The organism is Paenibacillus sepulcri (genome assembly GCF_042647105.1).
Classification (GTDB): Bacteria; Bacillota; Bacilli; order Paenibacillales; family Paenibacillaceae; genus Paenibacillus_Z; species Paenibacillus_Z sepulcri.
Window position 1 is genome coordinate 3,091,711 of the sequence record NZ_JBHRUP010000001.1, and the last position, 15,072, is coordinate 3,106,782.

The 15,072-nt window shown below is 52.4% G+C and carries 11 protein-coding genes; 2 read left to right on the plus strand and 9 right to left on the minus strand.

Translation table 11 applies throughout. The features are described from left to right. Window positions 1-3: 3 nt before the first annotated feature. The 9 genes from ACFOLF_RS13765 to ACFOLF_RS13805 all read right to left on the minus strand — a co-directional run bounded on the left by ACFOLF_RS13765 (window position 4) and on the right by ACFOLF_RS13805 (window position 12,805). Window positions 4-549: a GNAT family N-acetyltransferase gene (locus ACFOLF_RS13765; protein ID WP_210044690.1), complete on the minus strand. Its 546-nt coding sequence runs from the start codon at window positions 547-549 to the stop codon at window positions 4-6. Continuing rightward, entirely contained in the window at window positions 546-1,769 is a 1,224-nt protein-coding gene (locus ACFOLF_RS13770) for a Gfo/Idh/MocA family protein (protein ID WP_210044691.1), read from the minus strand. Before ACFOLF_RS13770 ends, ACFOLF_RS13765 begins: the two co-directional genes overlap by 4 nt. A 29-nt stretch (window positions 1,770-1,798) precedes the next feature. Next, window positions 1,799-2,629 carry a carbohydrate ABC transporter permease gene (locus ACFOLF_RS13775; protein WP_210044692.1) on the minus strand — a complete coding sequence of 277 codons (831 nt, stop codon included), beginning with the start codon at window positions 2,627-2,629 and terminating at the stop codon, window positions 1,799-1,801. Window positions 2,630-2,641: 12 nt separating this feature from the next. After that, window positions 2,642-3,514: a carbohydrate ABC transporter permease gene (locus ACFOLF_RS13780; protein WP_210044693.1), complete on the minus strand. Its 873-nt coding sequence runs from the start codon at window positions 3,512-3,514 to the stop codon at window positions 2,642-2,644. Window positions 3,515-3,589: 75 nt separating this feature from the next. After that, window positions 3,590-4,921, minus strand: coding sequence for an ABC transporter substrate-binding protein (locus ACFOLF_RS13785; RefSeq protein WP_210044694.1), 1,332 nt, complete (start codon window positions 4,919-4,921; stop codon window positions 3,590-3,592). Window positions 4,922-4,982: 61 nt separating this feature from the next. Further along, entirely contained in the window at window positions 4,983-7,346 is a 2,364-nt protein-coding gene (locus ACFOLF_RS13790; RefSeq protein WP_210044695.1) for a hypothetical protein, read from the minus strand. Between the two features lie 24 nt (window positions 7,347-7,370). After that, a complete protein-coding gene (locus ACFOLF_RS13795; protein ID WP_210044696.1) occupies window positions 7,371-9,308 on the minus strand; it encodes an S-layer homology domain-containing protein in 1,938 nt (645 codons plus the stop codon). Window positions 9,309-9,530: 222 nt separating this feature from the next. Then, on the minus strand, window positions 9,531-11,036 hold the full coding sequence (locus ACFOLF_RS13800; protein WP_210044697.1) for a response regulator: 1,506 nt from the start codon (window positions 11,034-11,036) through the stop codon (window positions 9,531-9,533). Beyond that, window positions 11,033-12,805: a cache domain-containing sensor histidine kinase gene (locus ACFOLF_RS13805; RefSeq protein WP_210044698.1), complete on the minus strand. Its 1,773-nt coding sequence runs from the start codon at window positions 12,803-12,805 to the stop codon at window positions 11,033-11,035. The genes ACFOLF_RS13800 and ACFOLF_RS13805 overlap by 4 nt, the downstream gene beginning before the upstream one ends. Window positions 12,806-13,116: 311 nt before the next feature. Here ACFOLF_RS13805 and ACFOLF_RS13810 point away from each other — a divergent pair, with 311 nt between their 5' ends. Both ACFOLF_RS13810 and ACFOLF_RS13815 read left to right on the plus strand, forming a co-directional pair. Further along, complete coding sequence (locus tag ACFOLF_RS13810; RefSeq protein ID WP_210044776.1) at window positions 13,117-13,575, plus strand: RrF2 family transcriptional regulator; 459 nt, start codon at window positions 13,117-13,119, stop codon at window positions 13,573-13,575. Beyond that, window positions 13,572-15,026, plus strand: a complete 1,455-nt coding sequence (locus ACFOLF_RS13815; protein ID WP_210044699.1) for a 4-hydroxyphenylacetate 3-hydroxylase family protein — start codon at window positions 13,572-13,574, stop codon at window positions 15,024-15,026. The genes ACFOLF_RS13810 and ACFOLF_RS13815 overlap by 4 nt, the downstream gene beginning before the upstream one ends. Window positions 15,027-15,072: the final 46 nt, after the last annotated feature.

Below are 15,072 nucleotides of genomic sequence, written 5' to 3' on the forward strand. Positions count from 1 at the left end.
TCATCAGCTCCCTTCTCCAAATGTTAAACGCAAGCTGCGGTAGACGTGCCTCCATCGTTCCTGAAGCTCCGCTGTTCCGGCTTCGGGATGAAATCCCAGCTTCAGGTAAGTCTTGATCGCTGGAATCCGAAAATCGTCGGTCTCCAGAACGACCTCCTGCCTGCCGTCTTCACGCATTTGCAGCATAGCCGCAAGGCTGACCGCATACCCCAGGCCCTGCCCGGCATACCATGAGTATGCGCCGACCATATGCAGATAACCGCAAGCTTCCCCCCACTCCGGCTTATACCAGGCTCCGGCAGTCGCGATTGGTGTTTCCCCGTCGCAAACAAACCACACCCTCTCCGGTTTAAAATACGGATGCGATGACATATGTTGCTGAAAGTTCCGCTGCCATCCGAAGGCCTGATCCACAATGGACTCCCACTGATCCTCGTCTCCAGGCTTGAAATGCCGCAGCTGGAGGTTTTCAGGCAGAACGACCTCAGGCAAATCGGACAAAGCCGGCCTTCGCATAACCAATTGGGGCAGCTTTCTGTCTTCTGTCATCGCAGGGCCCTCCGAAAGTCTGGAAATACGACAGGCTGTCCGTTTCTCGCGGCGGACTCCATAGATAAGGGAAAAATACTGCTCCAGGCGGCCGCATCATAGACATCAATGAGCGGTTTCCTCTTGCCGCGCACTGCCGCGGCGAATTCCTCCAGCACCAGAAAATCCCCTCCTCCGTGACCGGATGCATACGCCTGCTGCCCCCACTGCTTCCAGACGGGGTGATCATACCTGGGCTGATAACGGCTGAGCGGTTCCCACATTTCCTCAACCTCGCCGTCAGACGGCTGTCCGGGTATAGCCTCCTTGAATGGGGACCTGCCCTTGATCCAGAGCAAATCATCCTCCCCGTCGAAGCGGCCGGACAGGTAGGCGCCTTCCGTCCCTTGGAGCGCATAGTGGCGCATATTATGCGGACGCGCTGAGGTCCAGTCCACACGCAGCACAATGAGCACGCCCCTGCGGGTTGTAATGGTCGTAACAGCCGAATCGCCCTGCTTCCAGTATCCTTCCTGCGCGGCGGGATGGCCGGTTCCGAACATATCAGCAAAATAATGGCGCAGCGAGCGGGAATTTGAAACAAAGGTGGACATCCGCTCCATCCGGTCTCCGCCTTCTTCGTTCAGACCCAGCCACTTCGCAATCGGGCCGATGGAATGCGTCGGATAATTCATCCCGTTATAGGTATGATGAAGGTCACCCCGCCATGTCGGGGAACCATCCTTGTGATGAACGCTATGCCGCAAATCGTGGATATATCCCCCTTCCGCGTAGGTGATTTCTCCGAACAGCCTTTGTTCTGCCATATGCTTCACCGTGAGGCTGGAACGTTCGAAGCAGTAGTTCTCGGCCATCATGTAGACCATGCCCGTCTTCTCAACAGTCTCGACGAGCTCCCAGGCATCTTCCACCGTGTGTGCTGCAATGACCTCGCTGAGCACATGCTTGCCGGCACGCAGAGCGTCAATCGACTGGCGTGCGTGAAGCAGCATGGGACTTGCCAGCAATACCGCATCAATCGTTGAGTTCTGAAGCAGCTGCCCGTAATCCCGATACAGCTCGATCCCCGGGTAATCCTGCTTCCATTGATGGAGCATTTCTTCGTTAATATCGCAAATAGCCGTCAGCTGAATATGTTCAGCCAGCGCAGACAATGTTTGCTTGAACCGGCTTCCCCGATTCCCGCCTACAATGGCGAGGCGCAGCGGTTGATGAGTCATTGGAAGCACCTCCGGATTTCTGATTGATTTTATTTGACCGAACCGATGACAAGTCCTTTTCTGATATAGCCCTGCAGCGCGATATAAATGATGATCGGCGGAACCGAGGTCATGAACAGCCCGGCAAGCAGCAGGGGATAATCGGTATCGAACCGTTTGAGAATCGTAGCCACCGCCAGAGTCATCGTCTTCATCTCGTCGGACTGCAAAAATATGAGCGGCGTAAACAAATCATTCCACCAGCCTGTAGTATTGAAAATGGCCAAGGTGATAATGCCGGGCACCGACAAAGGAATGACAATGCGGCTGATGGTCTGAAAATAGCCGATGCCGTCGATTCTGGACGCCTCCAGAATTTCGCCCGGAATGCCCCGCATCAGCGATACAAGCAAAAAAACATTGGATGGAATGCTTGTAATGGCCCACATCAGGATGACAGAGCCCAAATGATCCACGAGTCCCAGATGGGACATCAAGAGAAAATTCGGAACAATAAACGTAATGCTCGGTATCGCCATCGTGGCAATAATAAGCATCAGCAAAGCGGAGCGGAGAGGAAATCTCAGCTTGGCGAACGCATAGGAGGCCGGTATGGAGATTGCCATCGTCAGCAGAAAAGAAGCAATAGCGCTAAACAATGTATTGCCGAGCAGGCGAAGCACATCAAACCGCAAGTACAAAGCCTTGAAATTAATAAAATCCCAATGCCGGGGTAAACCGCCGGGGTTTTTGAAGAAATCGACGGCGGACCGGGAGCTGTTCAGAGCCATATAGACAACCGGATAGAAGTCGATAATGGCAATGGCGATAAGAATGATATAAACGATGCTCTTTGCCATAAGCGATTTTTTATTAGCCATAGCGTAAACGCCTCATTCCTGAAATCGGTTGGACAAGATGAGCTGAACCCAAGAAACCAGAAGCACAATGACGAACAGCACAATCGATAATGCGCTGGCGTAGCCGAGCTGGTCGGGCGATTGAAAAGCTTTGATATAAATCATATAGTCGATCGGTGTCGTCTCAAGCCCTGGCCCTCCCGCTGTCACGGAGTAAACGAGCGAAAATAATCCGATGAAGCAGTACACCGTATTGGTTATCGTAAAGTACACAATGGCAGGAATGAGAGACGGGATCGTAATATGGAACAGACGCTGCCACCAATTGGCCCCGTCAATGCTTGCTGATTCAAAAATTTCCGTTGAAATGGAAGAAAGGCCGGACAGAAAAATAAGCGCGCCTTGTCCGAGCGTTTGCCAATAGAAGCAAAAAATCAATACCATAAAGGCAGTTGGCGTCTGCGAGAGCCATTCCGTCTTTCCGCTTGACAGTCCAAGCGTATGCAGGAACTGATTGACCACGCCCGACTGGGCGAACATCGTTTTCATTAATAAGCCAACTACGACGGAAGACAGAATCGTCGGAATATAATAGAGCGACCGGAAGAAACGCCAGCCGGGAACTTCTTCAAACAGCAGCACAGACACGATCAGCGAAAGCAGCAGGATGCCCGGAATCGACAGCAGAAAGATGATATTGTTGCGGATAAGCGTCCATAACTCGCCATTGGTAAATATGAAGCTGTAATTTCTCAGGCCGATCCAGTGCGAAACAGCGCCGTCCCACTTGGTAAAGCTGTGATAGAAGGTACCTGCCATGGGGTAAAACACAATCACGGTCAAAGCGAGGAACGCCGGCAGAATGGACAGGTAGCCTGCAATCATTTCTCTGGTACGGTAATGCATGGAGATATCCCTCTCCTTAACTTGGAAAATAAGGCCTTCACAGGGGATGCCTATGAAGGCCTGCGGAACTTGAGATTACTTCTGGGCCAATATTTCATCGCGTTTCTGGTCCAGCTTGGACAGAAAATCCTGGGTGGAAAGCTGCTGCTTGATGACCAGCGTATTCATGGAACTGATATAGCTGGACAGCTCCGACGGATAGATATTGTCAGGCCAGAAGATCGTGCTTGGCTCGCTGGCCCACTCCTGCTGCTTCACGATAAGCGGATCCTCCGTCAGGCTGCCTACGTCGGCATCCTTCATATTAAGCAGTTTGCCGTAGCCGTCCTTGAATCGTGCGCTTTGTTCTTCTTCGCTGACCAGGAAGAGAATGAATTTCACCGCTTCCTCTGGATGTTCGGAGGATTTGGAGACGACGAAATCCGCTCCGGTTCCTCCCACTCCTCCGCCTTTCACCATGACAGAATCGTTAAAGTCGGGAATTTTGATCATCCCGAGGTCGTCTCCAAGCGCAGCGCGCGCATCGTTGATGTAGCCGAACCCGCCGAAGATCATCGCCACCTTGCCGTTATAAAACTGCGTCTGCGGCTGATCGTTCAAGACATACCCGTCCCTATACAGCTGCAGGTAGCCGTTCATAACATCAAGCAGCTGGGGGGTATTGAAGTTCATCTTTCCGTTCACGATATCGTTAATGCCTGCCGTTCCGACTGTCTGCGCAAACCAGTAGTCGAGGAAATAAACGAAGTCTCCATCCTCCTCCGACCCGATCGGCGTCACGCCGGTTGCCTTGATTTCCCCCAGCATATCCATGAATTCCTGCGCGTTCCGGGGAGGGCTCTGCTCGGGATCGACGCCTGCGGCGGCAAGCAGCTTCTTGTTGTACAGAATGCCGATCGTACCGTCGCTGCCGTCGGGAATTCCATAGATCGTGCCTTGATCGGCAAAATTCTCCGTCACGGAGTTCCACCCCGTCGTGGCATCGATGGCGCTTTGATCCAGATACGAATTAAGCGGCTGGATGTACGATTTCAGATCAAGCGTATAATTTCCCGACCACAGATTGGTAATGTCCGGGCCGTTATTGGCGATGCCGGCCGTTTGAAACTTCGTCATAGCATTCGCCCCGTCCGGAATATCCTGAATATCGATCGTCACATTGGGGTTGGCTTCTTCATACCGCTTGATCGCCTTGTAGATATAGAAATCTTCTTTTTTCTTCGTTTTGTCGTTCTCGTCGATGGTCGGATAAGACGTATTCCAGAATACCAGCTTGATCTTCTTGTCCGGACTGCTGTCGTTTGCGGCGGCGGATGACCCATTGTTCGTATTGCCGCTTGAGCATGCAGCCAGCAGCCCAACGCAGAGAGCCAGCGTCAGTGCGGCCCATGTTTTTTTTATTGCCATCTGATTCACTCCTTGGTTTGTCTTCATATGTCATTTGCAAGCATCGCCGGACCTGCCGGATCTACTCTCCTTGCAGCATGCCGTAATAACGTCCCATCCAATAGGGCAGCGTGAACCATGTTCCGCTCTGGATCGAACCTGAGCTGTAATCGACATTGTTATAAGCGGTAGGATTCACCTTATCGTTCGTGCCTGTATGGGCCGTGAACGGATTGGAATTGAATTTGATGTTCAGACTCTCGTCAAAGGGGAGCGCCCGGTTTACAGATTTTGAACCTTTATCGCGGTAATTGAAGTAATCGATCAGGAACAGGTCCTTGCGGCTGGAATTGTTCACCGGAAAGTTGATCCGGTACTGCGGCATGCGCTCCAGCATCCAGGCTGCCGAGCTCAGGTCGACGTCCGTCTTCTGCGGATTGGCATACTGGTACAGGAACGTATAGAACGGATTGTTCTCGCGCTTCATGTTCGTCCACCACTGCTCAAGCACGCCTCTCAACGCTGCAACTCTGTCGGAGTTCGGGTTTTCCTGCATTTCGATATCAATGAGCGGCAGGAAGGACATGGCGAACAGATTCTCATCGGAATAGTTGACGACCAGCGTCCAGTCTCCGCTTGCATGAATGATGCTGTTGATGTCCTGATAATCGTCGAAGTCGCTGGAGATAACCTCTTTCTTGCGCTTGATGTATTCCTCCATCACGTGAATATAGCCTTTGCCATTTTCTGAATCGTCATAAATGCCCTTCCATTCGCCCCACATATCCTCATAGACGCCTTGGAATAGCGCATGGTCCTCGCTGTAGGCGGCATCCAGCGACGTCAAGTACGCCGCCACTTTCACGAAGCTCATGATTTCTGCGGCATTGAGCGTCGCATCCTCATATCCGCCGGTATATTCGCCCGGAGGATTTCCGTTTACGTTCAGCGTAGGATCAATCGACTCCGCAAAATAAGAAGCGTACCATCTGGCCCATTTGGTCGCATTGCCGTGCGCATCGACGAAGCGGAAGCCGTTGGTTACGATATGCTTCACCAGCTTGTCGCCAAGCTTGATGGCCAGCGCCTTCAGCTGCCCATCCTCAGTCCCCGTACCGTCAAATAAATACTTGGCCGCAAAATACAGCAGCGACATTTGTCCCGTCACTTCATCGGAGGACGTGTCCGCTTTGTAGATCACGTCGGAATCCGTATAACCCATATCCGTATACAACGAGGCAAGGAGCGGATCCACATCCTCATGAATGACGGATTTCAGACGCCAGACGGCGTTCGAGGGATTTTGCTTGTCCAGCACAACAGGGTACACATCAACAATCGGCGCTCCGTCCGTGTCGAGAACGGGATTGTTGTCGTCATCCTTTTCGCCAAAATCGCCGCCCCAATCCGTATCGTAGCTCCTGCCGGTTGCCGCCACATAAGCAGCCTTGGCTTCGGCAATCTGCGCGGGATCCCGGACAATAAAGTTATCTTTCTTGCCCGTGGAGGCGTCTCCCGTATTAACCGCCAGCGCATATTTATTCCCATCCGCGTCCACACCCGGCTGTTTCTCGAACCATAAACCGTTAGGCTGGCTCTCAACGCCCTTCAAAATATAGGAGCGCGCCAGAAATCCGTCTCCGCGGCCGGAAATTTGCGCAAGCAGCATGACTGCTTTCGCCGCATGGGTCGCATCCGTCTTGGCAGCAGCCATTTCGGCTGTGTCTCCCGTTTGCTTGGCTGCCAGATAGCGGTAAATTTCTCCCAATGCATACTCACCCGTCCACAAGCCGTCATTGTCGTTTGATTGCGGATTTCCCGTATACTGACCGTCTGCAAGACTGTAACCGATATCCTCGGCAACCATGCCCCGGCGCTCGTTCACGCTCTGCGTCATCTGCTCGTAAGTATCTGCCTTTTGCTTCAGCGTCTTAGCAGTCATGATAATATGAACGATACCCTTGCTGTTCTCCACCCACACGCCGTTGTCGCCGTCAGCATATAGACCGGTTACCTGATCGTCTCCGTTATACAGATAGCGTGGGCCTGCCAGATACTCCGTATAGTTGCGGGGATCCTTCTCCTTCAGATTAACGCGCTGAAGCCCTGACTTGGTTCCGATCCACAGCGTATCCCTTTCGCGGGTAAAAGCCGTTACATTGTCAGCTCCAATAACATTCAATAATTCCATATCTCCCGGAATGGTTCTTGAAGCTGCCAGTCCAGCCTGAATGGCTGTTTTCTGATCGTCCGTCAGATCGGCAGCGGAGGCAAACTGACTGGAAGCGTAATAGACCATTTGTTTCTGGAAAGCCGCCTCAAGGGCGACAGGCGCATAAGCTGTCTGCACCGGGTTGATGGAATCCGCGAATACCTGCAGCGGCGAGCCGATTGCGACCAACAAGGCAAGCGGAACGATTTTCATAACCTTCTTCACTGTAAACATCGCCATCCTCCTGATTCCTCGCGATTATTGGTAACGGATCCGGGATACGCTTTGGTCAGTCAAGACCCACATATATCCGCCGTCCACCAGCAGAGCTTTGATTTGTCCTTTAACATATGTCTCCTGGGCAAATAGTTCGGTTTGGCTTTTATCCATCGAATACGCGTCAAAGCGTTTGAGCTCCGTACCCGATCCCACCCACATTTTGCCGGCCTGGTCGAAGCAGGAGACAATGCCTCCGCTGCCTACGGCCAATACCGAAGCCCGCATCGTAAACGCGGCGTCGATTTTCTTGGTTCCGGCCAAAATCTGGTCGTAATCGCCCAGTACCTGCGGGATCGATGCGTCGTTCTTCGAATAGAACACGACGCTGCCAACCCCTCCGTTATCCGGGCCGTCACCATTATCCCCAGTACCGCCGCCGTTATCCGGGCCGTTACCGTTATCCCCAGTGCCGCCGCCATTATCCGGGCCGTCACCGTTATCCCCAGTACCGCCGCCGTTATCCGGGGCGTCACCGTTATCCCCTGTGCCGCCGCCATTATCCGGGCCGTCACCGCTATCCCCTGTGCCGCCACCGTTGTCGCCCGTGCTGCCACCGTAATTGGAAGCGGGCGCTTGTGAGGACGTATCTACAGTCTGAACAGGCTGCTTCTCGAACGATGTGCCTTTCGCATGTTCGCTCAAGGTCGCTTTCTCAATCATGCCCTGGCCCAATACCTTGACGATCGCGTCAAGAACCATGGATACGATCTTCGCATCCGTTCCGACGTTGAGTGACAAGCCCTGCGCCTGGCTTCCTGCCGTCAGCTGGTCAATCGAGCCTTGCGGCACGCTGACTTCGATTTGGCTGGAGGCAATCGTAACGGAATCGAATTTCCCCTTCAGTGTTACCGCAGAATGGGCAGGCAAAGCATTGGCAAGACTGACGGCAGTGAATCCCGCGCCTGACAGACCGGCTGCTTCCTCCAGCACAGCCGGGGATTGAATATCGACAGCGGCAGCGCTAGTCGATCCTTCAACGACGATTCGGACCGTACCGGTCTTCTTGTCGATGATAATCCTGGCCATAACAGAATCAGCGATATGAATGCTGTGTTCTCCGCCGCCTTGGACCCTCGTATCACCTTGAACGGTCACATGGTTCAGGACTACGTCCCCCTCTCCGATGCCTTCCGCCAAAATCAGCTTTCCTTTAATGTTCATATTCTGCAGCGTAACACCTGCCGCATTAATCACAACATCGCCCTCAAGGGCGGTCATTTCATTAACGCTGCCATAGATACCCGGCTTGTCATAAACGGCCGGGGCCGCAGAGTGCAACGTCTTCATCGCATTGTCCAGCATTACAACCGCTTCCGCCCGCGTGACAAAGGCTTTCGGCTTGAACGTGCCGTCGGGATAACCGGCAATGAGATTGCCGCCAACGAGAGCACTCACGGCCGCCCTGCTCCAGCCCGCAATCGAAGCTGTATCCGTAAAGCGGCTTGCGGCAGCTCCATCTGCCTTGGAATCCAGCCCGAACATACGGACGAGCATAACGGCCGCTTCCTGTCTGGATATGCTGCTTCCAGAACGGATCGTTCCGTCCCCGTAGCCGATTATGTATCCGGCCTTCACCGCTTTCCGAGCATCCTCATACTCCCAGGCCGAAGGGGATAAATCCGAAAAAGCAATGTCGCTCGTCGCGCTGTAACCTTGAGCCCTATTGGCAAGAGCCATCCATTCTGCTCTCGTCAGCAGCCGGTCGGGCTCCACCCTTCCGTCCGGATAGCCTGTAAGCAGCCCGTCCTTCAGCCACTGCTCCAATTGCGGCTCCGCCCAATGACCGACCAGGTCGGACGGTGCCCCGGCAGCCGATCCGAAGGCATAATTACCCGCCCCAAGGCCGATCAAGGCTATCAAGAGTACAGCAGTGATTACAACCCTCACGTTGTGCATGGCAAATCTGCCGACATTCATTTCCATTCCTCCCGCTTCCTAAGGTCTTATATCTCCTGCTTTTTAAGAATAGAAGATGGGACGGTTACCGGACACTACAGGATTTGACCATAAGTTTATCTTTCGCGTCCTCATATGTCGGTATTGAAAACAAAAAAGCCGGCTCTGTTAGCGAATTGTTAATTCGCCGCCGGCTTTTATCTGATTGTATCTTACGGTTTATCATTGGATACCGGATTAACTTCATACTGAATCCAAATAACGGGATGGCGAAGCTCCACGGACCTTCTTGAACATGCGGGTAAACGAGCTCAGATTCAAATAGCCCAGCTTCTCGGAGATTTCAGTCAGGCTTTTGCCGTTCTTCATCATCACGATGGCCAGCTCCGTTTTCTCGTACAGCACAAATTCGGTGAAGCTCATGCTGCTGACCTCCTTGAAGAGCCGGCTCAAGTAATTGCTGCTTATATAGAAGGTATCCGCAACCTCCTGCAGGGTAATTTCCTGCTGCAAGTGGGTCTTGATATATTGCGTAATGAGGACAATAATTTTGCTTTTGTCTTCCAGGGTATGGGTTAACGAGGAGAATCTGTCCATCTCCTGAATGATCAGGGAAACCGTCTGCACGAGCCTCCGCGTCGTGTACAGCTGATCGACCAGCTGATGGTTGGCCGTCTGCTTGCCGCCCTCCAGCTCTTCGCAGGCCGTCCACGTGCGGAACAGAAATTCCGTCAGCATATTTTTGACAACGCTTGGATGAAGGCGGGGCAGGCGCTTCAATTCATCCTGCATGTCCCTGATCTTCTGTTTGGCTGCAGCGAACTGGAGCGATTCGATGCAGTCGAAGATGTCCTTTTTCAGTTTTTGCACCGCTGGCGGCATTGCCTCCTGAATCTCGTGAAGCTGATTTCCGGCAAAATAAATGCCGCTCTCTTCATCGTAATAGTGATGCTGGAGAATCTCCGCGGCTTTCCGGTCATTTAACGCCCATTCATGGGGCTCGGAGAATGGGGCGCTTACGGCCAGAGTCACCGGCATTCCGGCGCGGCCGGCTATCGCTCGGAGCCAATGCAGGAGCTGCGGCTGCGCAGAATCGCCGGAGAGAATGAAGTGCCACCGCCGGTTCCCCGCATCCTCCACCCCGCCGATCATGAAGGGACTGTCATCTTGCGACATAGGCGGAGACTCTGACTCCAGATCCAACTGAAGGACACAGGCCTGATAGCGGCCTGCTTCCGCCATTCCCATTCTTGCAAGCTGATGGCGAATTTGATTGGAATCCATGGCACCGCTCTGCCAGTTCCTCATAAACTCCTGCATGGTCAGATCCACCGGTATGCTGAGCAGCTTCTTTTTCTCCGCGTCGCCCCGCTCAACCGCCATCGCAAAGGAAATATTTTGCAGGATATCGCATAATTCCTTCATGTCCAGCGTCGACTTCAATAGAAAGTCGCTCACCTGAAGTTGAATGGCTTCCCGCGTATATTTCATATCCTGATGGCAGGTCAGCACAATGAAGCGCGACTCGGACCGATGGGATTTGGCAAAGCGGATAAATTTCAGCCCATCCATTTTGGGGAGCTCAATATCCACCAGCACAATATCGGGGAGATGCTGCTTGAACATTTCGTAAGCTTCGGCCCCGTCCTTTGCTTCGCAGACCAGCTCCATCCCCAGACTTGTCCATGGAATGGCCTTTCTGAGACCAAGCCTCACCAGAATTTCATCCTCGACAATCATCACCTTCATGACGCATTCCCTTCTTTCTCGTTGTCTGCCGTTTGATAGGGGAGGATAATTGTAATTTCCGTGAATTGCGCAGGCTCGCTTTCAATTGAAATGCCGTAAGGCTCCCCGTATTCCAGCAGGAACCGCTGCTGCAAATTGATCAGGCTGAGTCCGGAAGACTGCCGGGTCTGCCTCTGCCTGCGGTGGAACAGCTTGCCAAGAGCAGCGGAATCGATTCCGTTCCCATTGTCCGTTATGCTGACGATCAACCGGCGATCTTGAAGACGTGCCGTGATGCGAACCAGCGGTTCTCCCTCGAACGGAGAGGCGAATCCATGCATAATCGCATTTTCCACAAGCGGCTGAATAGTAAACTTCGGAATGAGCGCATCGAGCGACAGCTCGTCCAGATCCAGATCAACCCGAATCCGCTGCATGGACCGGATCTCCTGGAAGCGGACATAGCTCATCGCGTAGTCCTTCTCGCCCTCCAGCGTGCTGTACAGCACCTCGGCGTTTTTAAGCGTGTAGTCCAGCATCTTAGACAGAGAAAGAATGGCTTCCGACATCGTATGGTCACCATGCAGAACAGCCAGAAACCGCAGGGAATTCAACGAGTTATGCCAAAAATGCGGCCGCATCTGTTCCTGCAGCATGTGGAGCTCCAGCCTCATCTTTTCGCCTTCTCCCCGTTTAATCGTCTGCACCTGCTGCTGAATTTCGTCAATAAACTGAAAAATCCCCAAATTCAAGGTTTCAATTTCCTTAAAACCTTTGTACGAATATCTGATGGGGGGCCGGCCATCCCCTGCGCTGCGCACGATTCTCGACAAATGCTGAACCGGAAGTGTGACCTTCGTATACAGAATGAAAAAAAATAAAAGGATGAACAAAAAGGATACTCCCATCATAATGGCGGTGATCCGCCAAATGCCCGTGCTGCCGGAATGCAGCAAATACGAGGGAATGAGGGACACCATCGTCCAGGGCGTCGATGATACCTGCTTGTACAGAAGGCGGTAATTCTGCCCCGACAGCTGGATGTCCATCGACCCGGCATCCTGATTCTGAAGCTTTAATTTCATCTCCTGATAGTCATCGCGGAGCGGACCCGAATCCTCGCTCAGAGGAGAGGGCACATGATCGCTGTGAAACAGCGTCTGCATGTCACCGGAAAAGATGAAGATCGGATTCTTGTCGTCAATCCGGGCCCGGTTCAGCATCCGTTCGATGGATGTTCCGTTCAGCTCCATGACGAGCAGACCAAGCGAATGATCGTTCAGGATGATGTTTTTACTCACATAAAGAACATTTGAAGAGGATTGATTGTGAAAATCCGGAGCTACGTTCCAGTGCAGAAAGCTGTTGTCCAATACGATCCGTTGCTCGAACCACGGGAACGTCGAAACCGCCGCCTTCAAGCTGCTCTCTTCCGACAGATTCAGGGAGGGATAGGCAAATATATCGTCCTGGTCGTTGAAAACCTGAATATTCAAGGGGAGCCGCAGATGGTAATATTCCGAGAAAAGCCGAATCTGTTCTTCCGTCTTCTGTTTGGTGCCGGTATCATGATGCTGCAGCACATTCAGCAGATCGGGGTTATTGGACAGCGTTCGGGCAAAATCATCAATATAGTTCAAATAATTCGACAAGTTGACCGAAATGGAATTCATATTTTCAACAATGGTCTGATAATATTGCCCTTCGATCGTTTTGGTCGATTCCTTGCTGACAACATAACCCTGGAAAGAAAGCAGAAATAAAATCAGCAGCGAAATCAATATGAACATCAATAGCTTCCACCTGGTGAATATGGGATTTATTCTGTCTTTCCAGCGCATATGGGCATTCTCCCAATCTATGATTACAAAATAAAGTAAGAAGCATGCTCATTATAGTCCCGCTTTATTTTCGTCATATTAAAAAGGATTTGGAAGAAATTTATATGGGAAACAAAAAATCCTCTGAACGTTAAAACTCTCTCATATCGTTGACAGTAAATCCCTCTCTCCCTTATCATTTCTATGACGGCTCAATGCAGACTAATTCAGTCTGCTTTAAACCCGACTGAATCAGTCATAATTGAAAAAGGAGAGAAATGATGAAAATTTCCTCAAGAGGGGAATACGCGCTGCGGGCGTTGATTGTATTAGGCCAAAGCTATCCCCATCTGTATGCGATCAGCGAGCTTTCACAAAAAACGCTCGTAACGGAGAACTATCTGGAGAAGATTTTGCTACAAATCAAAGGTTTGGGTTATGTGGAAAGCAAAAGAGGCCATCAGGGCGGCTATCAGCTGGCCCTTCACCCCAGGGATATTGTCGTCGGGGATGTGATCCGCAAGCTGGAGGGGCCTCTGGCGCCGATGGGCTGCGCAAGTGTTACGGCCTATGAGCCATGCGAGCTCGAAGGGAGCTGCATGCTGAAGCCATTGTGGGTGCTGATTCGCGAGGTCATCGCTTTCGTTCTGGAGCAAACGACTCTGGAGGATCTGATTACAGGCAATCTGAAGAAACCAGGCAGCTTTCATTCTATAAGCGGGGATGTGGCTTTAACATGACCAGAGGCTCAGCTTTTCTGAACAGCCTGAACGATAACCGGAACGTCTGGATGAATGGAGAACGGATCGAGGTGGGCAGCCATCCCGCATTCCGGGGAACGCTTGCTACCATTCGTGAGCTGTTCGATATGGCGGATCATCCCGATACCCGGGAGCAGCTCGCCCATTACGATTCGTCGACGGATAGCTATGTACATCACGCTTTTCTGGTGCCCCATAATAAAGAGGATCTGGACAAAAGGTCCGCCGCCGCCCGAATCTGGTCGGAAAGCACGTTCGGAGTCATGAGCCGCCTGTCGGATTATGCCCGCTCCCGCTTGACAGGCTGGTATGCGACACGTCAGAGCTACACTTCCTTCGACAAGCAGTTCGATGGGAAGATCGCAGCCTATTATACGGAAGCCAAGGCCAGGGATCTGTTTCTTACCGCTGTCCAGCGGGAACCGCAGACCGACCGGTCGAAAGCGCTCGGCGAGGATCCCGACGCCATTCTGCGCATTATCAGGAAAACCTCGGAGGGCGTAATCATCCGCGGAGCCAAAATGATCGCGACAGCCGGGCCATACGCCAACGACTTTATCGTCTACCCTGTCCAGAAAATCCCGCAGTCGCATCCGGAATGCGCCAACATGCTGATTGTTCCGGCAAGCTCGGCCGGGCTGCATATTTTATGCCGGGAATCCTTTGCCGAGAATCATCCCAATGAGGATCACCCGCTGGGCTCCCGGTTCGACGAGATGGATGCGATCCTGTTCTTCGACGATGTCCTTGTCCCATGGGAAAGAGTTCTCCTGTATGACAATCCGGAAGCGTTGTGGAAAATAAGGACGAACCAGGCTTCGAACAGCCTCGCCTATCACCAATCGATTGTCCGCTTGCAGACCAAGCTGGAGTTTGTCGCTGGCATCACGTTCTTCATTGCCCGCGAGATTGGCGTGGACGGCTATATTAATGTGCAGGAGAAGCTGGGCGAGCTTGTCTCGCAGATCGAATCGATCAAAGCGCTCATCATCGCCTCCGAGGTGGAAGCCAGGCTGGACGAATTCGGGAATCTGATTCCCAAATTCAGCTACATTGAAACGGCGAGAAACCTTGGCACCCGCTATTATCCCCGGGCCATTGAAATTCTGAAAACAATCGGCGCGGGCGGCTTCATCCAGGTCCCATCCAGCTGTGCGGATCTCGAGAGTCCCATTGCCCACCTGATCCGGAAGTATCTGAACGGCACAACGGTCAATGCAGATCAGCGGGTGCGGCTGTTCAAGCTTGCCTGGGATTTGATCGGCAGCCAGCTGGGCGCCCGCCATGAGCTGTATGAGCGCTTCTACGCTGGAGATCCCACGCGGAATTTTGCCAATCAATATGTGAATTTTGATAAAACGGGGTTATATGCGAAGGTCTCCGCTTTCCTGGATCGAACGGACAAGCTTAGGGCGCAGCCATCACTGTAGAGGTTCTGAAGACAACAAAAAAAACCTTGCAGATACAAGGAATTTT

Excerpts from the sequence above, each read along its gene's own strand:
- ACFOLF_RS13815 (WP_210044699.1), top strand. The coding sequence starts at position 13,572 with ATGACCAGAGGCTCAGCTTTTCTGAACAGCCTGAACGATAACCGGAAC.
- ACFOLF_RS13790 (WP_210044695.1), bottom strand. The coding sequence starts at position 7,346 with ATGTTTACAGTGAAGAAGGTTATGAAAATCGTTCCGCTTGCCTTGTTG.
- ACFOLF_RS13775 (WP_210044692.1), bottom strand. The coding sequence starts at position 2,629 with ATGGCTAATAAAAAATCGCTTATGGCAAAGAGCATCGTTTATATCATT.
- ACFOLF_RS13795 (WP_210044696.1), bottom strand. The coding sequence starts at position 9,308 with ATGAATGTCGGCAGATTTGCCATGCACAACGTGAGGGTTGTAATCACT.
- ACFOLF_RS13800 (WP_210044697.1), bottom strand. The coding sequence starts at position 11,036 with ATGAAGGTGATGATTGTCGAGGATGAAATTCTGGTGAGGCTTGGTCTC.
- ACFOLF_RS13805 (WP_210044698.1), bottom strand. The coding sequence starts at position 12,805 with ATGTTCATATTGATTTCGCTGCTGATTTTATTTCTGCTTTCTTTCCAG.
- ACFOLF_RS13785 (WP_210044694.1), bottom strand. The coding sequence starts at position 4,921 with ATGGCAATAAAAAAAACATGGGCCGCACTGACGCTGGCTCTCTGCGTT.
- ACFOLF_RS13765 (WP_210044690.1), bottom strand. The coding sequence starts at position 549 with ATGACAGAAGACAGAAAGCTGCCCCAATTGGTTATGCGAAGGCCGGCT.
- ACFOLF_RS13780 (WP_210044693.1), bottom strand. The coding sequence starts at position 3,514 with ATGCATTACCGTACCAGAGAAATGATTGCAGGCTACCTGTCCATTCTG.
- ACFOLF_RS13770 (WP_210044691.1), bottom strand. The coding sequence starts at position 1,769 with ATGACTCATCAACCGCTGCGCCTCGCCATTGTAGGCGGGAATCGGGGA.
- ACFOLF_RS13810 (WP_210044776.1), top strand. The coding sequence starts at position 13,117 with ATGAAAATTTCCTCAAGAGGGGAATACGCGCTGCGGGCGTTGATTGTA.